Raw genomic sequence first — 22,773 nt, forward strand, 5'->3', positions numbered from 1 at the left:
GACATTTTAAATGCTATCCGCTATACTTAGGCAGCCAAAAATCTTGGTCTTGCAAAAAATGGTGAAGTGGGTGAGTGGCTGAAACCGCACGCCTGGAAAGTGTGTATACGTTCATAGCGTATCGAGGGTTCGAATCCCTCCTTCACCGCCAACCTTATAAATTCCTAGTTTTCCCACCTTGCCCCAACTCTACCCATATACCAATCAAACCCTTTATAAATAACGCGCCTAGCGTTTTTTTTATGCCTGCTATTTTCCCAATTCGACCCAATGTGACCCACCTATCCTATGGCTTGTGTTGGTCTATCTGTTGGTCTATGATTTCATTAGACCTCAAAAAGACCAACATTTAAGCTTTATGATTCAGCTTTAGACCAACGTTTTTGTTGTATCGCTTGATTCATATAGCTTGTAGCTATAAGGAATAGACCAACATGTTAAGCGATAGTAAGATCCGCAAGCTCAAACCTAGTGAGAAATGCACGCCTTCCCGTCCTGATAAATACAGTGACCAGCAAGGACTACAGATTTTGGTACGCAGTACAGACACAAAGACATGGATAAGCGCCTATCGCTTTGATGGTAAGCAGACACGCCTCACACTTGGTACTTATCCAATCATGTCGCTCGCGGAAGCCAGACAAGCCAATACTGAGATTAAAACGCTACTAGCAGATGGTATCGATCCAAAAAATAAAAAGCGTCAAGACAAGCTTGCCAATATCCACGCGCAAAAATTCAACGACTACGCATTAGACTGGCTCGCTGAACGTCAGCGTAACGTCAAGCCGCGTACCTATCAGCAAGACTATAATCGTATGCATAAAGACGTGTTGCCACACTTTGATGGCATTGCACTAAAAGATGTGAGCTTTGAGGATTGCCGAGCAATGGCAGATGAGATCGAAAAGCGTGTGAACAAAAACGGTGAGCCGCCGCGTGAGGTTACCAGACGCACTATCGATCTGGTTGCTAATGTTTTAAGGCGTGCCAAACGCGAACGTATCATTGAGCAAAACCCAATCGATGATTTAAAGGCGCTCTATCCTAAAGCCAAAAGCCAGCATATGAAGCATGTAGATATTCATGATCTACCTGCCCTACTCCAAGCTATCGAAGGCTATCATGGTCACGACCAAACCCGATTAGGTATGAAATTCTTAGCCTATTCATTCTGTCGTACCATTGAGCTACGTATGATGAAATGGTCACACATCGATTTTGCTAACCGTTTATGGCGTGTTGATATCGATAATCTTAAAATAGCGCGTAAGCATGTGGTTCCGCTGTCAGATCAAATGCTAGCAATACTAGAAGAAATGAAAGCTATCACGGGTCAATATGAATACGTGTTCTATCATACGGGCATGCATCAGCCGTATAGCGAAGAGTTTATTAATAATGCGCTTGATATCTTAGGATATGCTGGTAAACAGACAGGTCATGGCTTTCGTCACATCGCCTCAACTAACCTAAACGAGCTTGGCTATATGGGCGATGCGATTGAAAAGCAGATGGCACATGACAAAAAAAACGATATCCGAGCGGTCTATAATCATGCTCAGCACTTAGATGAGCGCCGCAAGATCATGCAAGTCTGGGCAGACTTTTTAGACTTGCTCAGAGACACAGGCGAAGTTGTTGACTTTCAGATAGCACGGCAGCAAATTGAGAAGTCGTTAGAAAGCAAACGTCCTGACTCATTACAAAATGCTGATAAGCAAGATCTCATTAAAGCACTGTTAGATCAAGGTATCACAGCAGATGAGCTACAAATATATATTAACGAGCGTTAGTATAAATCCTTACCATTAATATCAACATAATCGAGCTCATAAAATCTATTTATCAATATATCAAGCATGGCTGTCTCTGACAGCCCTTGTACTTGAGACATTTTCGCTAATCTAGCCTTTGTTTTCTTTGTCAGGGGCAAATGGTATGGCTTTTTTGTTTTACCAGCATCTCGGTATTTTTGCTGGCTCCAGGCTCGCTTCATATTCTCTATGAGTTTTTCTTTTCGAGCAGAAGGTATATGATTGTTGTAAATATTGCTTTCTTTATTAGAAACAGGATAATCAATGATATCTAAAGAAGCGAGAACAAAGATTCTCATTTCTTCAATTGATTCTTTATCACTAAATAATAATTTAGCTCTGCTACCTCTCTTTAAATAATCTTGACTCCATTCTATCTGATTTCCATCATCAACCTTTAACCATTTCGAATAGTTGTCTTTTCTATAAACTGCTTGCCACCTCTGATATATATCATTTATCAAAGAAGATTTAAAACCTACACTTTCATCAAAATCCTTTCTGTCAAAAAACAAGTAAATCTCATCCATTAATTTACTACTATTATTTTCTAAGAAATTATAATTATATTCTAATGATAATACGTTCACTATGAATATTTGGCATCTCAAATTATTTACAAGCCATCCAAAATTACTCTCAGGTACTAAACGGTACAGCATCACTTTATAAGACATACTTACAAGTTCTTTAAAATTTTCACGCTTTGCTAGCTGCCTTATAAACTCTTCATGCCTATTGGTTGATCCAGCATGAGTAAATTCCACCCTATTAGAAGATAAATACTCTTGCATCCATCGAACCTGCCTTTGAGACAAAGATCTTATATTTGCATCAAAGTATTTCTTATTATCGTAAATATTTTGACTAATAGGATCTGGAAATACAACACTCATTATAATGCTCTCCATGCGTGGATCACGCGTGATATTTTACTATTCTTTAGATAATAATATTATCATGTTTACGTGGTATTTCGATAGTATTTCCATATTAAAAATATTGACTACACTTATGTATATCAATAACCTATCTATCTGTAAGTAGTATTAACTAGTGAAATTGTAGTATCTCAGGTAACTATCCTATTATGAATTTCTATTTGACTCAGAATATACGGTTTTATTCTTAAGTAAGTCTTACTATTATTTTGAAGATGTAGGGCTCCATCAACAAACTAATAGTTGGTATTACAGTATCAATAGGACAACTACATCAGTATGATAACTACTAAGCTAAGAGCTACCCTCTTAGCGACTGATATTATAAAAATACAGATGAACATAACTCTATGAACCAATAAATTCATAGGAGAATATTATGTCCCATCTAACCTACAACCAATCCAAAATCACCAACGATGTTGATAAGCTCGTTAAAAATGTATTATTCAAAAACCTCAAAGGTAAACGCCTTCAAGATCAGCTGAACGAATTATATCGACCGTTCATGCTGATGTATTATTTACAAGATTCTTTAAATTACTCTCAAGCTATTAACGCATTTATGAACAGCACCATTACTCTAATTGGTGCTGAATATCCTTGCGATATGATTTGGGATTACGAGAGAAGTCAAAAACTTATTACGAAATTATCAGATTATAGAAACAGTATTATAAGAGAGCTTTATGACTGGCGTTATCAGGAATCACAAAATCAAAAAGGCTTAGAATGTTACTTTAAAAAATTGATTGAAAATAAATCAAGGGTACTAGTTGTTTTTATTGAGCTAAAATATTTAAAAGATCAACGTCATCATGTGACTATTTCTGATTTTTATTATCATATCGAAAAGATAAGAAAACTTATTCGTAAGAGAAGATCTTGTTTTAAACACCTCACGGGTTATGCATGGGCACTAGAGCAAGGTTATAAAAACGGAGGTTTTCACTGCCACCTAGTATTAACTTACGATAATTCAAAAAGGTACTCAGACTGGCATATAGCTAAAACGATAGGTGAGAAATGGCAAGAGGCCACAGAAGGTGTCGGTACTTATCATAGCTCTCATGATGCTGAGAATAAACGTCGTCTTGAAAAAGACGGAAAGCTAGGTATCGGTAGAATACATCGCAATAATCCTCAGGAGGTTAAGAACGCTTTTACTGTGGCAACGTATTTAACAAAGTCCGGTAAGTACGATCAAAAACTCAAAGTGTGGTTGCCTAAAATGCAAACATTTGGACATGGTGAATTTAAGGAAAAGTAGAACATAAACACTTGTACTTGCTTAAATATCAAAATAATTACAGATATATAGCATCCCCATGAGATGAGCACCGATGTCATCGTTGCCTCATCAATCTACCCCAAAACGTGTCATCAAGGCCTGCTATAAAGCAGGCCTTTTTATGCGCTACTATCAAGGAGATCCTATGAAACCTATTTGTCCCAACTGTCATTCAGCCCATGTCATCGAAAACATAGACACCAGTACACAAGGGTTAACAGAGCAGGTACTCTCACCAAAGCTGCTAATTGGTCTTGGTATGAGCGTCTGCAAGTACTACAAGATCAATCCCATGATTGGCATGGTCGCAGGCAGCGCCATTGCCACCGTCATTAATCTGGCACAGCAAGGACTGATGCAGCCCCCACTCATTAGAGCGGCTGTCCTGCCGCGCTATTTATGCCGTACCTGTCAGCATACCTTTAACGTCTGACTCTAACATGCTCATTTATTGAAACCTTCAATGATTCATGCATCAAAGCATGCAATCAGTTAAACCACTTATTTTATTCAACAATAAAAGGAAATATTCTTATGGCACATTTAATCGAATCAATCGCATACGTCGGTGACACTCCTTGGCACGGTCTTGGCAACGAGCTATCTCCCAAGCAGCCTATCGAAGTCTGGGCACGTGAGGCGGGAATGGATTGGCGTATTGAATCATCAGACGTCAGTTATATGGCGAACAATGAAAAAGGACAAAGTCTAATCATGCCTTTTGACACCAATAAGGTGCTTTACCGCTCTGATAACTTAGAGCCATTATCAGTGGTCAGTCAGCGCTACCAAGAAGTGCAACCGAGTGAGATCTTAGAGTTTTATCGTGATCTGACTGAACAAGCTGACTTTGAGTTAGAAACAGCAGGGGTTTTAAAAGGCGGTCGTAAGTTCTGGGCACTCGCTCGTACTGGACAATCGGCAACGCTACGAGGCGGTGATGTCAGTCATGGCTACTTGCTGCTAGCAACGGCTTGTGATGGGACGCTAGGGACTACTGCGCAGTTCACCAATATCCGTGTGGTGTGTAATAACACCTTAGCAATCAGTCTGGCTGATGGCAGCGGAGGGGTGGTCAAAGTTCCGCATAGCACCACCTTTGATGCGGATAAGGTCAAACAGCAACTAGGCGTATCTGTTAGTCAGTGGGATGACTTTAATTATGAGATGAAGCAATTAACCAATAGACGAGTGACGCAAGCAGAAGCCGCCAATTATTTAAACCGCGTGTTTAACGATGTCAAAGACGATGGTCTCATTTTATTTAATACCGCTAAGAAGGAGAAAGAGGCGGTTCCTAATGCCCGTGCCATGAATCAGGTGATGACGATGTTTAACGGTCAAGGTCGAGGTGCAGATTTAGACTCTGCTAAAGATACCGCTTATGGCCTGCTGTCAGCCATGACGGAGTTTGTGGATCATGAACGCCGTGCCATGTCGAGGGACCATCGCTTAGACTCAGCTTGGTTTGGTGCCGGGGCGAAGCTTAAAGATAAGAGCTTGGATGAAGCGCTACGCTTAATTGCCTAGTCTCTTAATGACTTTGTTTACTTGATGAATCAACCACGCCTTTGAGCGTGGTTTTTTATGCCGTCAATCAAACAAAGTACCGCATTACTTATTAATAATAAATCTAACGAAGGAATTCATTATGAACATGATCGCATTAAACAATACAACTACTCAGCCAAGAGTTAAGCGTGTAACCGTTAAGAGTAAGGCTTCAATCAAAGCTCGGCACAATAGCGCAGAGTTACCAACAACTAAGATAGAAGGTAAAACCGTTAAATCGTCTGCTATTCAATCAAGTACACCTAAGCGTTTGGTAAATACCAAATCGCTAAGCCGTGAAGAGTGGCTAGCTGTTCGCAAACAAGGTATCGGCAGCTCTGATGCCGCTGCCGCTTGTGGTATTCATCCGTATTTATCGATGCTTGAGCTATGGATGATTAAGACAGGACGCATGGAATCAAGCATTGATGAAAGCTTAGAGGGCTACTCACCGCTGTACTGGGGCAATACGCTAGAGCCGATGGTGGCGAAATACTATCAAGAACACACTGGCAATAAGGTCAGGCGTGTCAATGCCATCTTGCAGCATCCTGATCCTGACAAGCACTTTATGCTGGCTAATTTAGATTACTCGGTGGTGGGGTCAGATAAGATACAGATTTTAGAGTGTAAAACCGCAGGGGAACATGGTGCCAAGCTTTGGAAGCATGGCGTACCGTTATATGTCACTTGCCAAGTACAGCACCAATTAGCGGTCACTGGCAAAACTGCAGCGCATATCTGTGTGCTGCTTTGCGGTCATGAGGCGAAAATTTATAAGGTTGAGCGTGATGAGCGATTGATTGAATCCATCATCGAGCATGAGCGCCTGTTCTGGCAATACGTAGCAACCGACACACCACCAACCCCTGCCCATTCTGAATCGGCAGCTCGGGCATTAAAACAGCTGTATCCAAACCCTAAACCATCAAGCAAGGTTGATCTGCGAGATGACGATGGCGCCAACAAATTATTTGAGCAACTGCTGAGTTATCGTGACTATATGCAAGAGTTAGAGCAGCGTCATGATCAGGTAAAGCACCAGCTGCAAACGCTAATTGCCGACAATGAGGTCGCTGTATTTGAGAAAGGTGCTATTTCATGGAAGCGCTCGAAAGACAGTGTCGGTCTGGATAGTAAAGCTGTCATTAAAGCCTATCCTGAACTATTAGCTAAATTCAGTAAAACCCGTCAAGGTAGCAGACGCTTTGTCATTCTTAATGAATAAGTCACAAACTACTTCATCATCAACCCATTACTCAACTGAACGAAATAAGTTCATAACCGCCCACCTAGCACAGGTGGGCTTTTTTATGGCTTAAACAAATTCATTCAACACAAAAGGAATATCACCATGATTAAGGGTCTAACCATTACTCCACCAGTTTTAGGTCGCATCAGCATTGGACGTATCATTCAAAAGGACGGTAAACGTCTTCCTGCCAAAGACGATCAATTCACCATCACCAGTCAAGTTCAAAATAAAGACGGCTGGGTAAACCACCCACTTGATGAAAAGCTACGCGCAAATAATGAAGGCAAGCTGAGGCAAATACCGGTACGTATGCTGTTCAATGATCCAGAATTAAACCTACGAGCTGAGTACACGCTATTTGATAGACAAACGGGCAGACCGTTATGTGTGGGTGACGGTGAGAGCTGTCAGCGCCGCACAAACAAGGGTGTTGAGCAATTGCCATGTCCATCCCCTGATCGTTGTCCATTAGCGCAAGGCGGAGCCTGTAAGCCATATGGCAGACTCTACGTGAATCTGTCTGAAGAAGATGAGCTGGGCACGTTTATCTTTCGCACTACTGGCTTTAATAGTATTAGAACGCTTGCCGCACGCCTAAGCTACTTTGCCGCCGTGTCAGGCAACAAGCTGTCATGCTTACCACTACAACTCACCTTACGAGGCAAAAGCACCACGCAAAGCTATCGAACGCCGATTTACTTTGTGGATCTGACATTACGTGATGGGGTGACGCTTAAAGATGCGGTACAGCATGCTAGAGCGATTGATCGTGAGCTTAGCGAACATGGCTTTGATCAAGCGGCATTAGAGGCCGCGGCGAAGCTTGGCTATGTGAACTCCTGCTTTGAGGTTGATAGTGATGGCATGCTTGATGTGGCTGAAGAGTTTTATCCAGTAGAGACAGAGGATGTGAGCAGTACTCAGCAAGGGAATTATCAGAATGGGTTAGCCACTCAGAACGTGAGCAGCATTGAGCAAGGCTTACGAAAAAGCGTGACAGCAGTGAGCTAAAACCATCGGGCTAGAGATGCGACATAAGAAGGAGCTGATCATTCAGCTCCTTCTTTTATTGTTTCATACAAGGCCAGTCACTGGACTACATGGGATGCCGTAAAAAAATATGGGACTCCGTAACTGTATGAGAAGAAAGATTCTCATTAATTTACAAAGGAGATAATCATGCAATTATTAAATGCGAACACACAACAAAACGTATCAACAGCTAGCACTTTACAGATACCTCGCATGATACCGCTCAAGCAGGTAATGCATTATACAGCGCTTAGCAGTACTACGATTTATGAGATGGTCAATAAAAAATCTGATCGTTACGACCCAACATTCCCTGTTCAAGTAAAGCTATCAAAGGGACGTGTAGCATGGGTAGAAAGCGAAGTGGCTGATTGGATTGAAAGTAAGATGGCTGCGCGGATTCACTGATCAAGGATAGAAAACAAGGCGCGTAGTGCGGCTTGTTTTTTTGCCTCCTTTTTGATCCAGTAATTTAGTAACATGCTATATGCAATGTAGCTTTAATTAGACATATATAAAGGTTAGATACAGACTATAGCTATGGATTTAAGAAAAGAAATAGCGTTGAATATTTCTGCAGCGCTATCTAGAATCTTGTCAGATAAGATCACTAGACAGACTATCAGATGGATGCAAAACTTTGATACTGCATTAAATATGGGCTATCTCAAAAACTTATGGGATGATGTTTGCTATCAGCGCCAAACAGAAAAGTCTTTTTCATGGAGTTACTACGACGATATGATTTTATCGTTTGTAGCAGCCCAGCTCAAAGAGCTAAGCAACTATGAGGGTAATGGTATTTGGTTGCAAACTGACGCAATCTACGATCAGCTAGATCATATGCAATCCAACGGGATGACTACAGCTAGCGCATACTAAGAAATTAACTTGCTTTGCTATATAAGTGATATAGTAAGATATGTGATAAATGAGTATATTTATAGTCAGGCAGATAGGTGGCAAAACGATAGACTCAAACAGCTACTAGGCTATTTTTGAAACACTTTAGATACCTTAACCTAGCTACATTTAGCTATCCTTAGCTGTTTTTAGCTATCCTTAGCGCTTTGCAAGATACCAAGACCAACCTTCAGAAACGACTAAACTGAACCGCCCCGACTTTATCGGAGGTTGATTTACTTGAGCTAGGCAGCTTCACCTAACAGATTAAGATTATTACTATACCCCTTTTCAAACTCAAAGGGCCACACATAACCAATCGTACTATGCAAACGGGTTTTATTGAACCAATCCACCCATTCAAAGGTTGCCAGTTCAACATCATTTACACCGTCCCAGCTCTGCTTTAAATAATGAAACACCTCAGATTTATAAATCCCATTAATCGTCTTAGCCAATGCATTGTTGCATGAATCACCATTGGTGCCCACAGACGCAATAATGTTCGATTCGGCAATTTTATTGGTGTAGCAGATGGATAAGCACTGAACCCCTCGATCACTGTGATGAATCACCTCTTTAGGCTTATTTCTGTCTGCTATCGCCTGATTTACCGCTGCTATATCAGTGTTCATACGACTAGATACTTTCCAGCCGACAATTACTCGTGTAAATACATTAATGATAAAAGCAGTATATACCTAGCCGCTCAATTTCTTGTAAGCCATAATGTCTCATTAATCGCTCAACAGTACATCGAGCAACCTCTAAACCGTTCGCTTGCATCTGCTGCCAAACCTTACGCACTCATAACGGCATTTACTGTCCAGCCAGATACCGCTGATTTCACTGATGTAGAAATCGACATGCCACTGACGCTGTGAACACTTTTCTGGGTTGTCGCTTAAATCTTTAGCGCGATAGTAAGCTGATGGGGCAATCGGTAGTACTAGGCAGATTGGCTCGATCCCGTAATTGTTTTTATGGTCATCAATAAAGTCGACCATTACTTGGGTGTACGGCCCGTCTCTGCCTGGGCGAAAAAAGTAGCAGCCTTGTGTATAATTTCACTGGCTTGCTTAAGCTCTCTATTTTCGCACTCGAGATCCTTAATACGTTGCTCTTGGCTTTGAGCTTGTACTGAGGCAGGAATGGTTTGTTGTATGTGCTTCTTATGCCATGATCGCAGGGCTTCATATGTACAGCCAATCTTTGACGTTATGGCTTGAATGGCTGACTATGTAGAGGGGTAGTCGCTCGACGCTTCAATCCGCATGCGAACAGCACGTTCTTTAATCTCATGAGTGTAGGTTTGTCTTTTCATTGTCGTATTCTCTCAGAATGTTTAGTCTCCGACAATCCCGAGTCGGTTCAGTCTAGCCAAAGACACAACTTACATCGTGATAACATATTAGCGGACTTAATAATAGCTCAGCAACACTTTAAACATTCATTGTACAGACAGCCTAATTGTGTCTCTCTATATTAGATATGTCAGCTTGAAGCTTAATAACTGCTGATAGCCCATTCATCAATAAAAAAAATAAAAGATGAATGAGCTTGGTATTGGTATAAAGACAATGAATCACAAACTCATAAATGGAAAAGGAAAACCATAATGGACAATCAAGATGTGAACGAACAAAGTATGGATGAACAGTACAAAAACAATCAAAAAATGGATAATGATATGAATAACCAGACACTAAAAGGCGAATGGAACCAGCTTAAAGGTTCAGTAAAGCAAAAGTGGGCAGATTTAACAGATGACGATCTAACCCATATCGAAGGTGACCGTGACAAATTGGTTGGCCGTATCCAAGAGCGTTATGGTCATTCACAAGAAGATGCTGAACGGGATGTAGCTGAGTGGCGTAACCAAAATAAATATTGATTATTCTATCTTCAATAATCATACCCTGAAAATATAAAAAGCCCGTGACTATGATCACGGCCTTTTTTAGTCAGTTTAGTTAGGACTTGATTCTTTGGCTGTGTGTTATTGATACTTCATCGTGGCTTAATACGATGCTTAGGATAACATTGGAAGTTGATAGATTTTTGCGTAAATCAACGTGCTAATAAATACGCCTAACCCGCTCAGCCAGATCATGTATGCATGAGAAGTTGACCACCCGACTTTCCATATGATTTTACTTTCTACGCTTAGCCACTCTGTAATACTGGTGCCAAGTGTCAACCAAAATGCACCTACTAGATAACCGCCCAGTACATCGCTTAGATAATGCTGGTTCAATACAACTCTGCTCAATCCGATCAAGAGGATAAAAATAATCGCTATTGTAAATATACGAATTTTTTGAGCAAAATTTTGGTGGAATCGAATCAGTAGGTAAGCGATAAATCCATATAACGCCATAGCGGTCGTCGCATGACCACTTGGAAACGAATAAGTTTGCACAACTAATAAGCTATTAGCAGGCCTTTCACGCTGAAATAAATATTTCAACAAAGAAGTAAATGCAGTACTGCCTAAAGTAGCAATCAATAACCCTACTATTATATAGCGTTGCTGCTTTACCCAGCAATTCACAGCAACAAACAAAACCACCAAAACGGCAATAGGCGTAGACGCAAAGCTGGTTATCAGGACGAAAAAACCAACAACGTCGGAATCACGTAGTAAGCTCATCTGTGCCGATATAAAATAATCGATGGAAACAATAGAATTCAACGTAGCCACAGCTTCAGCCAATGCAATGAATAACACCAGCATGCAACCTATCACTACCCATAGAAATGTCAGTGACAGCCAATAAAAATCCCGTAAATCAAACCGCCGAGACATTATCACATCCAGCTTGGGATACTTACCTCTGAATAGAATGATACGTTTGTTCTTTGCAAGGTTCCTTTTTATCCTCACCCAACAGCGGATTGCTTGAGTGAAAAGCTGCTGACCATAACGAATAACCGAGTGCTGCAATATCAATAAAACAGTAACAACCAAAAAAACCAGAAAACCTAAGGCGAACAATGGCTGATTTTCTGATATTAAAGATATCATTATTGAACCTTTTCTGAGAGTTTAGGCATAGCTGTCTGACTTAAGTAAATCAACCGCCGATATAATCAGAGCGATTCAAGCTGATGACAACCTTACAGAGACCCTTTAATCTTTAATGGATTGCGCGCTTTCTGATACTTACTGCACTCCATCTGCTGGTGTTTGATCTAAGTTCGAGTTATTTTCATTGACAGTAACCGTATCATCAGCCTTTTGGTCATTTTCTACACTGCCATTACTAGAATAGTACGCTGTACCTCCCGCACCTTCTACATCCTCTGTGGAAGCAGGGCTTTGATCTTCAGCCTCGGTTGCTGTTTGCACAGGTGTCATTTCGCTAGATTTTGTATGAGGAGCTGGCTCTTCTGTTTCACTGCTGCAAGCGCTGAGACCAAAGAAACTCACTAAAAACATTATCCATAATTTATTTTGAAGCGACCTAGTAGGTACTGATGTTTTCATTTTAATATCCTTATTATAATTAAGATCGAAATATTTAAAAAAACTCTAGGAAACCATCATACAGTCATTGAGCTGAGCCAATTTAAGTACTAACGCAGACCATTTACTCTTTTTATTATTTATTGCTGTCATTCTTTTATGAAACCAAAACCAAAATAACGCTCAACTAACAAGTTAAACCTAACAGACAAATTTAATGTTTTCACGTAGTGAAAGGTAAGAGTTTGTTAGCTTGTGTGCCATATATTTTTTTAAAGGACATATGGTTCTTATAAATACCTAGGATTTAAAGTCATAGTACAATCGCCATTAGGAGATATGGGAAAGCCATTTCCAATTCTCCACATGGCACTATAAATTTAGCTATACGGTGTATACCAAGGAAAAACAAAATGGATTGGATAAGTATTTTTATTTATGACACTACATGGGATTTTGCGGCAGAAATAGTCATACGTACCACCATTATGTTTTGCTTGATCATTTTGTTATTACGAAGTACAGGTAAGCGCGGCATCCGCCAACTTTCAATTTTCGAATTAACTATAATTTTGGCACTTGGCTCTATCGCTGGTGACCCAATGTTTACAGAGGATCTGCCACTTATCCAAGCGGTGCTCATCATGAGCCTTGTCCTTTTTCTCTATAGATTTTTTACGTGGTTCAGCACAAAACATAAGCTTTTTGAGCTGTTATTAGAAGGCAAACCTACTTATATCGTAGAAAATGGCATGCTGATAATGGAAGATGTCAAGAAAGGTAAAATGTCGCACGATGAGTTCTTTGCTGAAATGCGCCAACAAGGCGTGCGTCACTTAGGACAAGTGGAAGTAGGATTGCTCGAAACAGATGGTGAGTTTAGTGTATTGTTATTTCCACACGAGGGCACACAGTATGGGCTACCCATTTTTCCTAAAGAGTTTCAGGCTACGAAAGCCATAAAAGATGGTCAGCTCTATGCTTGTATGCATTGCGGTTATGTCGAATGTATTTCAGCGCCAAATGAAGAATGCAATCGCTGCCATCTTTCAAGAGGATGGGCTAAAGCTTTAAACAATAAGATTGTAAATTAGTCAGTATGGCGGTTTACCACCTCAATAATGCTCTTACAAATAAGACTATTGATGCTGCGTAGCTTTTGCTCAGGCGCGCCTTGACAGATGCTGCAAAAATCATGAAGCTCATCTTTATAGCCGATACAATAAAAAAACGTTCCGACAGGCTTCTCTTTTGTTTCAGAGCCTCCAGGCTTTAATAAACCTGTACAAGCGACATGCAAGTCGGCATCAAATATTGTCTTAGACTTATTAACCAGTTCTTTTGTTACCTCTAGTGATTCAGGCGTACACTCAGCAATTAATTGGCTTGATATATTTAACACGTTCTTTTTTATCGCAACGTCGTAACATACCAAGCCGCCCATTAATATATCGCCTGAATAAGGACTCATAGAAAAGCGATGCGCTAGATAGCCCGCGGTCGCACTTTCAATAAAAACTATGGTTAATTGCTTATCTGCCAACAACTTTGCACAGCTATTAGTCACAACGCTCTCCATATCAACATTAGAACAATCAAGGCTATTACAGTCCTTTCCTATTAAAAACTCAATTCATATCGTGATGAATTTGCGTAACAGTATTTTTTAATTAGGTTTGCACTAGCAAAGGTAGAATAGGTAATGATTTAGGTTCTGTAATCTGATTAGATTAGGGCATGCTATTTTTCTCGATAATCACTTTAAAGTATTTGGTTTGGTATTCTATTATGTCAATTATGACTGTGTCTGATGTCAGTATACTTTTTAGAACACCGCCAAATAATTATTAGTAACTATTGTTACAAATTACCTTTAATTTGAATCCGCTTTATTCCACTATAATAAGAAATCAGTCATCAACAAGATAAGGTAAATTAATGCATCAAATGAGTGAGTGGGTGCTGGCTATCATGGCAAAGTTTGGCTATGTCGGCATTTTATTCGCTATGTTTGCTGAAAATGTTTTTCCGCCTATACCATCTGAGCTTATTATGCCAGCAGCAGGTTTTTCGGCCGCTAGAGGTGATTTAAATATACTATTAATCATAGTAGCCGGTACGTTTGGTAGCGTCCTTGGTGCATTACCTCTTTATTATCTGGGAACTTTGTTCAATAAAGAACGCTTAATGGTATTTACTGAAAAGTACGGAAAATACGTGTTTATTAAGTCTGAGGATGTTTTGTCGTCCAATGCGTGGTTCGATAAACATGGTAAGAAAGTGGTTTTTTTTGGCCGCATGGTACCTGGTATTCGTTCATTGATCTCCATCCCTGCGGGGATGAATAAGATGCCAATGGCCTCTTTTTTAGTATTAACGGCTTTGGGATCTAGCATTTGGACGACAATATTGGCCCTAGCAGGATTTTACTTAGGTAAAAACTATGAGGTCATTACGACTATGTTAGCGCCTTACTCCAAAGTTTTCTTATTGCTTGCCATAGTCATTATTATTGTTTGGTTTATTAAACGTCGACTGTCTGATCAGCATAGTAGTAATAATATTTAATACAAAACCGATTTATTTGACTTCCAAATTTTAATGGTTTTTTTAAATAAAACACAGCTACTGTAACCCTCAACCAGCGCTACTCTTCACCTATGTTTTCTTCCCTATACTGAAATTATAAATACAGTAGATGGCACAACCCATCTGTCATAAAAAACACTCAAAGACAAAGGATAACATCATGAAAAACTTATCAACTCTAAGCAAATCTATCATTATGGTACTTAGTATTGCAGGTGTTAGCACCGCTGCTATCGCTGTAGGGCAAAGCACCACTACAAGAACCGAAGTCAGTAAGGCTGTAGCAGCGGCACAAAGCAAGGTCAGTCTTGAGCAAGCCATTGTTATTGCTAAAAAAACCATTAAAGGTGATGTTGTTAGCGCTGACTTTGATCAAAATGACCATTCAGCAGGTGGCAATTACGAGGTTAAGACTATCGCTAATAATACTGAATATAAAGTAAAAATAGATGCCAATAGCGGTAAGGTTTTAAGCAATAAGCAAGAGAAACTTGATAAAGAAGATATAGCAGAATATAACGCGATGAAAAAGTCTAAGACCAGTTTGAACCAAGCAATACAAAAAGCGAACCAAAGTGTGAAAGGAAAAGTCATTGAAGCAGGGTTTGATATGGATTTTGGCAAACCTACTTATAAAATTGAGATTATTAAAGGGACTAAAGTACATAAAGTGGTTGTCGATAGCATGACTGGTAAGATTATTCGTAGCCAAGTAGAAGCAGCTGATAATGATGATTAATATTACAGTAAGTCGAACTGATAAATAAGTTAACACCCATGTCTAATGATTTCTAAAAGGCTCTAAGCGCCATCCCCAGATCGCTTAGAGCCTTTTGGTTTAGCGCGGCCACTATAAAAATGTGTTAGTGCAGATTAGGATGGCTGTGATGATTACAGAAAATTGAATCAATAATATACTGTTGAAATTGCGCCTAAAACAAGTTGATTTAGCTATTTTGAGCCTCTCCTAAAGGGAATGTAACTGCTTATAATACACTAACAGGAGAATAAGCAATGACTACTCAATCTGACATTAAAAAACTGGCCGGGCAAATGGCTGGTAGCATGAATAGCTTTGATGACATCAAAGCTATTCAAAAGCAGCTCATACAATCCTTTATCGACACTATAAATAGTAGTAACGCTGAAGAGGGACTGGTTATCTTTAATAAAGGCGTATTTCACTAACTGTGATTTGCGAAGTACACGGTGGTCTCATTCGAGCATAGCTCTTATCTTGCGTCGGGGCGAAGCAGTGCTTCATTTCCTATTTCTATATTTAAGGTATCTCATTCATCCTGAGCTGCCTAGCTACTTTGCCGTCGCTGAAACATTTTAGTTGTTTTCTGCTATTTTTTTGATGGCTTCAGTCTTAAAAGTTACACTATAGGTTCTACAGTTTCTTCAGCATAGCTCACCCTTACCTGTGCGCCGTGCCATCACATCTGCAAAACGTTCAATACGTTTTAACTCTTTCCCTTCTCCCTCTATGGTAAAGCTGGCCTTACTTTCTCTCAGTGTCATCCATACGGAGGCGCGCATCAGTAAGTCTTGTCCAAACTCATCGTTAAGTTTGTCAACCATCGTGGCAATATCGAGTGCAGCGGCTTGCGTAAAGGCCTCTGTTTTCACCAGTTGAGGACAGAAATGACGGGTTCCTGCAAGATTGTCATTGATACGCCAACGAGCATTCTTTATGACATGCGCAGGGCTTGAAGTAACCTGCTTCTTAGCATCTAAAGCGTCCACATAGTTACCGCCTAAATTACTCGGTACTGCTAACTGCTGACCCATAAGCCATTCATACAAGAAAGCCATTCTACGGGCATAGCTGCCTGTGGGCTCAGCGTTTACCCATGCTTGTACGTCATTAGCCCCTATCTGCTCAAACAAACGAGTCAGTAACTCTAAACTCAGTACTTCATGACGCATGTGGAACTGTAAGTGCGCAACGATAGTGTCCAGTGGCCGCGCAGTTTCCTGATAAGCGTTATGGATGACATCACCGTCTTTATAGGTTTGCCTGCGCCCACCGATACTACTGCTGACATATAAAGGAGAAACCAGATTGATTCTGGCATCGCGGATAAGCCATGCTGCGCCAATAGGGTCTGACGTGTGGTTATTCATCATGAGTGGCTCAAGCGATTATAGATAAGCCATTTTGCAGAAAAGCGATTATGAATGCAACATAATGGTTATTATCAAGCTTTACTGCATTAAATCGATTTTTATATGACGTTGTGATACCTTTAGATAAAAATCAAAAGGCATATTAAGTGGATATAATGGATCGAAATTGAAGGTGGTAAATACCCCTCTTTTAACACAGCTACGTAGTAATAGAGTGCCTATTTCCGTAAATAACGCCTTCTTACGTCGCGTATAAATCCTTATAAATCAGCTATTTATAAAATAAAATATTGGCTATTCCCAATCAAATGGCCACCTATTCTTAAATTGATAAGCTCACTTATTATTATAGATAATGAACAGTTGATTTACCATTTAATGTCCGAATGTACCCAGTCTATTTTGATTAGTTCCATGATAGCAGTCTATTTTAAGTGGTCTATTAATGGGGTTGAAGGATGAAACAGATGGTTCCCTATTTGAACTACCTTACAAAAAATAAAACATGAGAACACGCTACAGCTCTATTAATTTCTAATTCGTATAAGATATATCCAAATAAATATCGTTATAGTTATTTGTTTACCTAGGATCTCTATATGAATAATAAGATGATAATAATCATTGCTGTCAATGCTATTTTTGCATTTTGGCTAGGCATCAAAGCCCATGAATTTTATTACGATGATATTTGCTTGGATCTAGGCGGTGGCAGAAACCCAAGCGGTTATCCTATTTGTGTCATTGAGCGATAACTATGCTGCGACAATCGACTTCATAGTTGTTAGCCTCACATACAATACTGGCAGTTCGATGCCTGTATAGCGCACCGATCTCGAATAGAATATGCATGGTAAGTACATCATGAAGTACACCACAGTTATCACAACAACTCAAAACCGCGATATCATTAGCCTGAAGCTGAAGGTTCGTCCTCACTAGGAAACCGAACCCGTGAAAGCGCGTGATTAGTTATTTTGACAACTTTTTCATGCCTACAACGATGCAATGTAATTACTCTCATGGGTATACATTGGCTACCGCTTGGGCTTATCTGCTATGTGGGCGCAATTTCTATTGCACCGGCAACGGCACAACCCTGATATGCTTTGCCTGCGTAAGTTAATATTGCAGTAAATTCATTTTGATAGCCATTGTCATCGATACAAAGGTTATTTTTTATATTCACAACAATAGGCTGTCCATTGACAGTACTCGCGTATTCGACACCTTCAGTATTGACAGAACCAGAACCCACCACGGTAACTGTTGCTGTCGTTGGCTTTAAGAAATTTGCCTCTATACTTAGCTCATTTCCTTCAATCACTATTCGCCAAATTTTTCCTTTGTTTCCAAAAGCAGTAAATGCCCCTGACGCTACCGGCGCTTCTATTGTAGGCTGCTTACTCAGATCCGTGGTGTCGGCACGATGGTTACTACAAGCCACTAGAGCTAAGCTGCCCGTTAAGCACATTGTCGTTAGAAGCAAAGAACGCATAATTTTTCCTTTAATATAATAAGAGAACACTACTATTTAGCAGTGTTCTCTTTGTTTACGTGATGAAATTCAGGTTTTTACTACCATAGGTAGGTTTGCGGTAGAACTAGAAGCTAGGGCATTAATTAATACTATCCATTACGGGCAGCCTTATTCAGTAACTTACCAACGCACTCTCTATATTAGTAATACTAATATAACATATCTATAAAGGTTGACAGTGTGCAATAAGATAAAATCGTTTTTTTTACTGCTTGAGTGTTTAAAATATGAAAAATTTAACTGCTGCTATTCTAATTGCGCTTCCTGTTCTAATGGTAAGCCCTACAGTAATGGCCGCCTCTTCAGATGCAGTGGCTAAAACTGTTGATGTTCAATTTAAAAAAGGCGCTAGTTCAGCTAACTATTATGGGAAATTAAAGGGTATTAAGTACGATTCCTATACATTTTATGCCAAAAAGAACCAAAAGCTTTCTGTTAAAACAACGGGAGGGAATGTAGATTCTTATTTATTCCATAAGAATTTAGCAGACTCTGTTAACGTAGGAGAGTACGCCCCTGAGCTGGATGACCAAGGTTATTACACGCTTCCATATTCAGGTAAATATGAATTACGTATTCTTCAGCCACGTTCTCAAGCTTCTAAAGGAAAAACACCCCCATATTGGCTAGAAGTATCTATTCTATAGGTATATAAGCTTAATAATGGAGAGCATCCTATATTCTGTGTAACAGCCATGTGGCTTTCATCAATAATTACACAAAATGTAGGATGCTCTCAATATTTTTTAAATTAAGTCTCTTTTTAGTTAAAAAAATCTTTAACCAAACATCGCATTCTTTACAATCTTACACTTTGTAAAAGTCAGTCAACTTGGATGTTTTTCTATTACCTATATTATTAAGCCTAACCTATGGACAAACCATTGAAAAAATTTAGCCTAGTATTCTTACCATCATTTTTGTGGGTCGTATTAACTGGGCTAGGATTTGGCTCTCAAAGTTTATCTAATTTGATTGAACTTATAGGAATTTTTATAGTATCTGTGCTGTGTTTATTTAGCCCAGAACGATTTATAAAATACCAATACCTTCTTGTAATACTCTTAATAATCACTGTCTTAGTGCGTTTTTTAACCCCACATATTCCGGAATAATTTCTTTAGGCTTATTAAATCAGTTGGCTATCTTTTATTTGCACTTCTACTAACTGCCTGCCAATCAAGTCTCAAAGTTACTGAACCAAATTCTTCAAAGCCAACATTTACAGTTATACTGAATCAGGGCTATTTAAGGGCAAGTCTCGCTTAGCAAAGAATGGCTCAAGTGATATCAGAGCAAAACTGTATATGCCGGCGCTAGTCGCCATTAAGCATAATCCTGACATTAAGACGCAGTATAAGCGACTGCTTGCTAACGGTAAGTGTAAAATGCAGGCTTTCTGCGCAGTTATGCGTAAGCTTGTGCATATTTGTTTCGGCGTGGTTAAACATCAGCAGCCTTACCAAGCAAGAGTTGATCTAATTAGCACTTGATTTGGCTTTTTTAGGATAGTATCTCTTATACGCTGTCCAGTTTTATTATGCCATTACAGAACGCCGTCTTTAAGATTTATTTCTCACTACTAATCCAAAAAGTCATACGTAGCTTAAACCAGCTTATTGAATATGAGGGTAAGCCCGTGCAAATAAGATGTGACAATGGCCCTGAATATCTTAGTAGTGCGCTCAGAAACTGGGCTTTCGATCAAGTCATCATCTTAATTTAGATTGAATCTCGCAATCTACAGCAAAATGCTTATGTGGAGCGTTTTAACAGAACGATGCGCTATGATTGATTAAATCAAGAACTGTTTGATAACCTAGAGCAAATACGCGAACAAGCAGTAAATTGGTTATACCATTACAATAATGAACGCCCAAACATGGGCAATGGCGGCTTTACGCCGATACAGAAGCTAAATAAGGAAGCGTTATTCTATTTGGTAAGTGTTTTATTGTGGGGATGATTACCCTGCGTTCTCTAGCAACGCTGATAAAAACGCTTTAGACTGGCTATAAGCTCAGTCCATTCAATTAAAATACTCACGCTCAAACACCAGTCTAGGGGATTTTTAAAGAAAGCTTTTAGCTTTAAGACATACAATTATCCTATCCAATCTTTTGTCTAAACCTCAGAGATTCAAGAGTAGCTAGCCATATCAAAGGTAGGATAATCAACGCAGAACCTATTAACAGAGTCATATTTGGTACTTCATTAAACCATATGATTCCGACCACCACCGCCCCTATTAAACCTGAGTATTCCGCACTAGAGACTTTGTACGCTTCAATGTGTCGATACACCTGTACGCATATACCTGCATAAATCAAAATGAATACATTTGAACTGGCGGCCGTAATCAATGAGCGCCAATCAAATGGCTGTCCTTCCCAAATAGCCAAACCAAGCGCGAATGGGATTCCTAATGAATTGGTCAAAAGTAGCGTTTGATAGACAGAATGATTTTGTGGAAGTTTACGAACTAAGAGATTGTTTATCGCCATGGTTACCGCCACTATAAGGGCAAACACCGCCCCTAAATTGATCTGTTTCGGTTGTACAATAACGAGGATACCAGCAAAACCTAACATAGATACCGCTATAGTTGGAAAGGTTAATCTGTCTTTATAAAATAAAAAACCTAGCGGCAATATAAACAAAGGGGCTGCATAAAAAATAGCATTCGCAGTCGCGAGAGGCAATGCTTGAAGAGACAGTACCATGAATATCACACCTAACAACCACACGTGACTACGAACAAAGTGCCATTTTATATTACTGAATAACTTGTTCTTTTTATTAATTAAGCAAAATGGCAACAGCATTAAAACCGCTGTGCATTGACGAAACAGGATAAATTGATATACCGCCGTCTCAGAGGGCAAGGCCTTTATCAAGGCGTCTGAGAAGACCGCAATGATATTTCCTAGTACCAATAGCGTCATGGCAAATGCAACACTCATCTTTGGCATTCTTAGCCTCCTCGCCCTACTCTAAATTCAGAAACTGTTAAAACCCCAATGGGTTCATGCTGATTTAACGATCTGTCAGGCAGTATATTCAAGTAACGCTATGATGTATAATGATATAAAACATATTTAGTATTAGCTGAGGTAATCATGGATTTACCACCGCTGCGTGCAATACAGTGCTTCGAATCCGTTGCACGGCTTAACAGCTTTTCAAAAGCAGCAGAAAGCCTCAATGTGACACAAAGTGCCGTGAGTCACCAAATACGCATCCTTGAGAAGTATCTTGGGGAAGCAATGTTTTACAGGCAAGGCCGGACCTTTTCGTTGACAGAGGTTGGTGAGCGTTATTTTACAGATGTGAGTCGAGCATTGGGTCTTCTTTCAGATAGTAGTCAGATTATTAAACATGGAAAACCTGGGCATATACGCTTAGCTCTGTACAGTTCAGTCGCAGTGAATTGGTTGATTCCTCGACTAGAAGACTTCTATAGACAGTATCCAGAAATAGAACTTACTTTAGATATGGTCAATCATCCCTCTGATCATAATGAGCAAAGGGCCGATTGTTATATCACCGTCAATCCCCCTCCACATGCTTTCATCAGTAAGTTTTTATTTTCTGAAACTTTATATCCTGTGTGTGGTCAAAAGCTTTGGGAGAAAATAAGAGATAAACCCCTTCCTGATGCATTGTGGCGGCATCCAATATTGTCCGTGAGGTATACAGATATAAGTGAAAATAGAGCGGAGGATTGGCTGCGGTGGTGTAAGGCAGGCGGATTTGAATTACCAAGCGATATAAAGATAAATCATTTTAGTCATGTACTACTAGCGATAGAAGCCGCACGGTATAATCTGGGATTTACCCTCGTTAACAACTATATGATGCTAGATAAATCTTATGAGCAGAAACTCATTAGAATTCCGATGCATGAATTACTAACAGGGGATAAGTTTTACTTCGTTTACAAGGAATTAAAGAACAATCAGGACGATATTATTAAACTATCTAAATGGTTAGAATCTCAGTGTGAGTAAAGAAATCCTCTATCTTATTTGTTGTTACAAGAAAAATAATGATTTGTTAAGGGATTTAAAATGATGATTTAGAAAATCCCGATTCAATAACTCATAAACACTCGTATCCTCAAAAAATAGTCATTCATTTTATCTGATATTCAAATAATATAAGTTAATAGGTTGAAGTTTAAAAGAAATAAAGCTCATTACATTTAGTTAAAGTCGAATTAACTTTAGAATAAAAACGGAAATTTATACGT

Annotated in this window: 24 protein-coding genes, 1 tRNA gene, 2 pseudogenes and 1 other annotated feature; of the genes and pseudogenes, 19 read left to right on the plus strand and 8 right to left on the minus strand. The window is 39.5% G+C overall.

Features of this window, described 5'->3' with window-relative positions; all coding sequences use genetic code 11:
- Positions 1-60 precede the first annotated feature (60 nt).
- Together JMX50_RS09520 and JMX50_RS09525 are read left to right on the plus strand one after the other, a co-directional pair.
- Positions 61-151, plus strand: a tRNA-Ser gene (locus JMX50_RS09520).
- 283 nt (positions 152-434) lie between these two features.
- A complete protein-coding gene (locus JMX50_RS09525) occupies positions 435-1,796 on the plus strand; it encodes a tyrosine-type recombinase/integrase (RefSeq protein WP_201629348.1) in 1,362 nt (453 codons plus the stop codon).
- On the opposite strand, the gene JMX50_RS09530 is transcribed toward JMX50_RS09525, so the two are convergent.
- Complete coding sequence (locus tag JMX50_RS09530; protein ID WP_201629349.1) at positions 1,793-2,713, minus strand: hypothetical protein; 921 nt, start codon at positions 2,711-2,713, stop codon at positions 1,793-1,795. The two genes, JMX50_RS09525 and JMX50_RS09530, sit on opposite strands and share 4 nt — an antisense overlap.
- A gap of 424 nt (positions 2,714-3,137) precedes the next feature.
- On the opposite strand from JMX50_RS09530, the gene JMX50_RS09535 reads away from it, so the two are divergent.
- From JMX50_RS09535 to JMX50_RS09565, 7 genes are all read left to right on the plus strand, one after another.
- The gene (locus JMX50_RS09535) at positions 3,138-4,028 is read left to right on the plus strand and encodes an inovirus-type Gp2 protein (protein WP_201629350.1); all 891 of its coding nucleotides are present in this window, start codon (positions 3,138-3,140) and stop codon (positions 4,026-4,028) included.
- Between the two features lie 166 nt (positions 4,029-4,194).
- Positions 4,195-4,482: a hypothetical protein gene (locus tag JMX50_RS09540; RefSeq protein ID WP_201629351.1), complete on the plus strand. Its 288-nt coding sequence runs from the start codon at positions 4,195-4,197 to the stop codon at positions 4,480-4,482.
- 101 nt (positions 4,483-4,583) lie between these two features.
- Entirely contained in the window at positions 4,584-5,579 is a 996-nt protein-coding gene (locus tag JMX50_RS09545; RefSeq protein ID WP_201629352.1) for a DUF932 domain-containing protein, read from the plus strand.
- Positions 5,580-5,700: 121 nt separating this feature from the next.
- Entirely contained in the window at positions 5,701-6,828 is a 1,128-nt protein-coding gene (locus JMX50_RS09550; RefSeq protein ID WP_201629353.1) for a YqaJ viral recombinase family protein, read from the plus strand.
- A 126-nt stretch (positions 6,829-6,954) separates the two neighbouring features.
- Complete coding sequence (locus JMX50_RS09555) at positions 6,955-7,866, plus strand: hydrolase or metal-binding protein (RefSeq protein WP_201629354.1); 912 nt, start codon at positions 6,955-6,957, stop codon at positions 7,864-7,866.
- A 168-nt stretch (positions 7,867-8,034) separates the two neighbouring features.
- Positions 8,035-8,295, plus strand: coding sequence for a helix-turn-helix transcriptional regulator (locus JMX50_RS09560; RefSeq protein WP_201629355.1), 261 nt, complete (start codon positions 8,035-8,037; stop codon positions 8,293-8,295).
- Between the two features lie 132 nt (positions 8,296-8,427).
- Complete coding sequence (locus JMX50_RS09565; RefSeq protein ID WP_201629356.1) at positions 8,428-8,769, plus strand: hypothetical protein; 342 nt, start codon at positions 8,428-8,430, stop codon at positions 8,767-8,769.
- A 266-nt stretch (positions 8,770-9,035) separates the two neighbouring features.
- Here JMX50_RS09565 and JMX50_RS09570 read toward each other — a convergent pair.
- A pseudogene (locus JMX50_RS09570) lies at positions 9,036-10,114 on the minus strand (IS3 family transposase).
- Positions 9,723-9,839: a sequence feature (AL1L pseudoknot), on the minus strand. (Overlaps the previous pseudogene by 117 nt.)
- Before the next feature lie 294 nt (positions 10,115-10,408).
- Here JMX50_RS09570 and JMX50_RS09575 point away from each other — a divergent pair.
- On the plus strand, positions 10,409-10,684 hold the full coding sequence (locus tag JMX50_RS09575) for a CsbD family protein (protein ID WP_413500926.1): 276 nt from the start codon (positions 10,409-10,411) through the stop codon (positions 10,682-10,684).
- A gap of 138 nt (positions 10,685-10,822) precedes the next feature.
- On the opposite strand, the gene JMX50_RS09580 is transcribed toward JMX50_RS09575, so the two are convergent.
- Positions 10,823-11,818, minus strand: coding sequence for a phosphatase PAP2 family protein (locus tag JMX50_RS09580; protein WP_201629357.1), 996 nt, complete (start codon positions 11,816-11,818; stop codon positions 10,823-10,825).
- Between the two features lie 138 nt (positions 11,819-11,956).
- Complete coding sequence (locus JMX50_RS09585) at positions 11,957-12,280, minus strand: hypothetical protein (RefSeq protein WP_201629358.1); 324 nt, start codon at positions 12,278-12,280, stop codon at positions 11,957-11,959.
- A gap of 392 nt (positions 12,281-12,672) precedes the next feature.
- Between JMX50_RS09585 and JMX50_RS09590 the strand changes: the two genes are divergently transcribed.
- The gene (locus JMX50_RS09590) at positions 12,673-13,353 is read left to right on the plus strand and encodes a DUF421 domain-containing protein (RefSeq protein WP_201629359.1); all 681 of its coding nucleotides are present in this window, start codon (positions 12,673-12,675) and stop codon (positions 13,351-13,353) included.
- Here the strand turns inward: JMX50_RS09590 and JMX50_RS09595 are convergent.
- Positions 13,350-13,826: a CinA family protein gene (locus JMX50_RS09595; protein ID WP_227671005.1), complete on the minus strand. Its 477-nt coding sequence runs from the start codon at positions 13,824-13,826 to the stop codon at positions 13,350-13,352. The genes JMX50_RS09590 and JMX50_RS09595 overlap by 4 nt on opposite strands.
- 371 nt (positions 13,827-14,197) lie before the next feature.
- On the opposite strand from JMX50_RS09595, the gene JMX50_RS09600 reads away from it, so the two are divergent.
- The 3 genes from JMX50_RS09600 (at position 14,198) to JMX50_RS09610 (ending at position 16,036) form a co-directional block, all read left to right on the plus strand.
- Positions 14,198-14,827, plus strand: coding sequence for a DedA family protein (locus JMX50_RS09600; protein WP_201629361.1), 630 nt, complete (start codon positions 14,198-14,200; stop codon positions 14,825-14,827).
- Between the two features lie 181 nt (positions 14,828-15,008).
- Entirely contained in the window at positions 15,009-15,587 is a 579-nt protein-coding gene (locus JMX50_RS09605) for a PepSY domain-containing protein (protein ID WP_201629362.1), read from the plus strand.
- 275 nt (positions 15,588-15,862) lie between these two features.
- Positions 15,863-16,036, plus strand: coding sequence for a hypothetical protein (locus tag JMX50_RS09610; RefSeq protein ID WP_201563738.1), 174 nt, complete (start codon positions 15,863-15,865; stop codon positions 16,034-16,036).
- Positions 16,037-16,252: 216 nt separating this feature from the next.
- On the opposite strand, the gene JMX50_RS09615 is transcribed toward JMX50_RS09610, so the two are convergent.
- The gene (locus JMX50_RS09615; protein WP_227671006.1) at positions 16,253-16,981 is read right to left on the minus strand and encodes a hypothetical protein; all 729 of its coding nucleotides are present in this window, start codon (positions 16,979-16,981) and stop codon (positions 16,253-16,255) included.
- 599 nt (positions 16,982-17,580) lie between these two features.
- Here JMX50_RS09615 and JMX50_RS09620 point away from each other — a divergent pair.
- Positions 17,581-17,736: a hypothetical protein gene (locus JMX50_RS09620; protein WP_201563740.1), complete on the plus strand. Its 156-nt coding sequence runs from the start codon at positions 17,581-17,583 to the stop codon at positions 17,734-17,736.
- Between the two features lie 302 nt (positions 17,737-18,038).
- Here JMX50_RS09620 and JMX50_RS09625 read toward each other — a convergent pair whose 3' ends face one another.
- On the minus strand, positions 18,039-18,479 hold the full coding sequence (locus tag JMX50_RS09625) for a hypothetical protein (protein WP_110817436.1): 441 nt from the start codon (positions 18,477-18,479) through the stop codon (positions 18,039-18,041).
- Between the two features lie 269 nt (positions 18,480-18,748).
- On the opposite strand from JMX50_RS09625, the gene JMX50_RS09630 reads away from it, so the two are divergent.
- From JMX50_RS09630 to JMX50_RS09640, 3 genes and pseudogenes are all read left to right on the plus strand, one after another.
- Positions 18,749-19,168, plus strand: coding sequence for a PPC domain-containing protein (locus JMX50_RS09630; RefSeq protein WP_201563742.1), 420 nt, complete (start codon positions 18,749-18,751; stop codon positions 19,166-19,168).
- 573 nt (positions 19,169-19,741) lie between these two features.
- The gene (locus JMX50_RS09635) at positions 19,742-20,014 is read left to right on the plus strand and encodes a transposase (RefSeq protein ID WP_201563805.1); all 273 of its coding nucleotides are present in this window, start codon (positions 19,742-19,744) and stop codon (positions 20,012-20,014) included.
- Between the two features lie 71 nt (positions 20,015-20,085).
- Positions 20,086-20,487, plus strand: a pseudogene (locus JMX50_RS09640) (integrase core domain-containing protein); the annotation flags it as partial.
- Positions 20,488-20,629: 142 nt separating this feature from the next.
- Here the strand turns inward: JMX50_RS09640 and JMX50_RS09645 are convergent.
- The gene (locus JMX50_RS09645) at positions 20,630-21,493 is read right to left on the minus strand and encodes a DMT family transporter (RefSeq protein WP_201629363.1); all 864 of its coding nucleotides are present in this window, start codon (positions 21,491-21,493) and stop codon (positions 20,630-20,632) included.
- A 147-nt stretch (positions 21,494-21,640) separates the two neighbouring features.
- Between JMX50_RS09645 and JMX50_RS09650 the strand changes: the two genes are divergently transcribed.
- Positions 21,641-22,531 (plus strand): LysR substrate-binding domain-containing protein, encoded by an 891-nt coding sequence (locus tag JMX50_RS09650; protein WP_201629364.1) that lies wholly within the window; start codon positions 21,641-21,643, stop codon positions 22,529-22,531.
- Positions 22,532-22,773: the final 242 nt, after the last annotated feature.

Origin of the sequence: Psychrobacter maritimus (genome assembly GCF_904846345.1) — a bacterium.
Taxonomy (GTDB): domain Bacteria; phylum Pseudomonadota; class Gammaproteobacteria; order Pseudomonadales; family Moraxellaceae; genus Psychrobacter; species Psychrobacter maritimus.

Bases quoted from the DNA above. Each gene is read 5' to 3' on its own strand.
- JMX50_RS09590 (WP_201629359.1), top strand. From the start codon at position 12,673: ATGGATTGGATAAGTATTTTTATTTATGACACTACATGGGATTTTGCG.
- JMX50_RS09615 (WP_227671006.1), bottom strand. From the start codon at position 16,981: ATGATGAATAACCACACGTCAGACCCTATTGGCGCAGCATGGCTTATC.
- JMX50_RS09535 (WP_201629350.1), top strand. From the start codon at position 3,138: ATGTCCCATCTAACCTACAACCAATCCAAAATCACCAACGATGTTGAT.
- JMX50_RS09560 (WP_201629355.1), top strand. From the start codon at position 8,035: ATGCAATTATTAAATGCGAACACACAACAAAACGTATCAACAGCTAGC.
- JMX50_RS09555 (WP_201629354.1), top strand. From the start codon at position 6,955: ATGATTAAGGGTCTAACCATTACTCCACCAGTTTTAGGTCGCATCAGC.
- JMX50_RS09540 (WP_201629351.1), top strand. From the start codon at position 4,195: ATGAAACCTATTTGTCCCAACTGTCATTCAGCCCATGTCATCGAAAAC.
- JMX50_RS09650 (WP_201629364.1), top strand. From the start codon at position 21,641: ATGGATTTACCACCGCTGCGTGCAATACAGTGCTTCGAATCCGTTGCA.
- JMX50_RS09625 (WP_110817436.1), bottom strand. From the start codon at position 18,479: ATGCGTTCTTTGCTTCTAACGACAATGTGCTTAACGGGCAGCTTAGCT.
- JMX50_RS09580 (WP_201629357.1), bottom strand. From the start codon at position 11,818: ATGATATCTTTAATATCAGAAAATCAGCCATTGTTCGCCTTAGGTTTT.
- JMX50_RS09525 (WP_201629348.1), top strand. From the start codon at position 435: ATGTTAAGCGATAGTAAGATCCGCAAGCTCAAACCTAGTGAGAAATGC.
- JMX50_RS09530 (WP_201629349.1), bottom strand. From the start codon at position 2,713: ATGAGTGTTGTATTTCCAGATCCTATTAGTCAAAATATTTACGATAAT.
- JMX50_RS09605 (WP_201629362.1), top strand. From the start codon at position 15,009: ATGAAAAACTTATCAACTCTAAGCAAATCTATCATTATGGTACTTAGT.
- JMX50_RS09620 (WP_201563740.1), top strand. From the start codon at position 17,581: ATGAATAATAAGATGATAATAATCATTGCTGTCAATGCTATTTTTGCA.
- JMX50_RS09600 (WP_201629361.1), top strand. From the start codon at position 14,198: ATGCATCAAATGAGTGAGTGGGTGCTGGCTATCATGGCAAAGTTTGGC.
- JMX50_RS09645 (WP_201629363.1), bottom strand. From the start codon at position 21,493: ATGCCAAAGATGAGTGTTGCATTTGCCATGACGCTATTGGTACTAGGA.
- JMX50_RS09565 (WP_201629356.1), top strand. From the start codon at position 8,428: ATGGATTTAAGAAAAGAAATAGCGTTGAATATTTCTGCAGCGCTATCT.
- JMX50_RS09610 (WP_201563738.1), top strand. From the start codon at position 15,863: ATGACTACTCAATCTGACATTAAAAAACTGGCCGGGCAAATGGCTGGT.
- JMX50_RS09575 (WP_413500926.1), top strand. From the start codon at position 10,409: ATGGACAATCAAGATGTGAACGAACAAAGTATGGATGAACAGTACAAA.
- JMX50_RS09550 (WP_201629353.1), top strand. From the start codon at position 5,701: ATGAACATGATCGCATTAAACAATACAACTACTCAGCCAAGAGTTAAG.
- JMX50_RS09585 (WP_201629358.1), bottom strand. From the start codon at position 12,280: ATGAAAACATCAGTACCTACTAGGTCGCTTCAAAATAAATTATGGATA.
- JMX50_RS09630 (WP_201563742.1), top strand. From the start codon at position 18,749: ATGAAAAATTTAACTGCTGCTATTCTAATTGCGCTTCCTGTTCTAATG.
- JMX50_RS09545 (WP_201629352.1), top strand. From the start codon at position 4,584: ATGGCACATTTAATCGAATCAATCGCATACGTCGGTGACACTCCTTGG.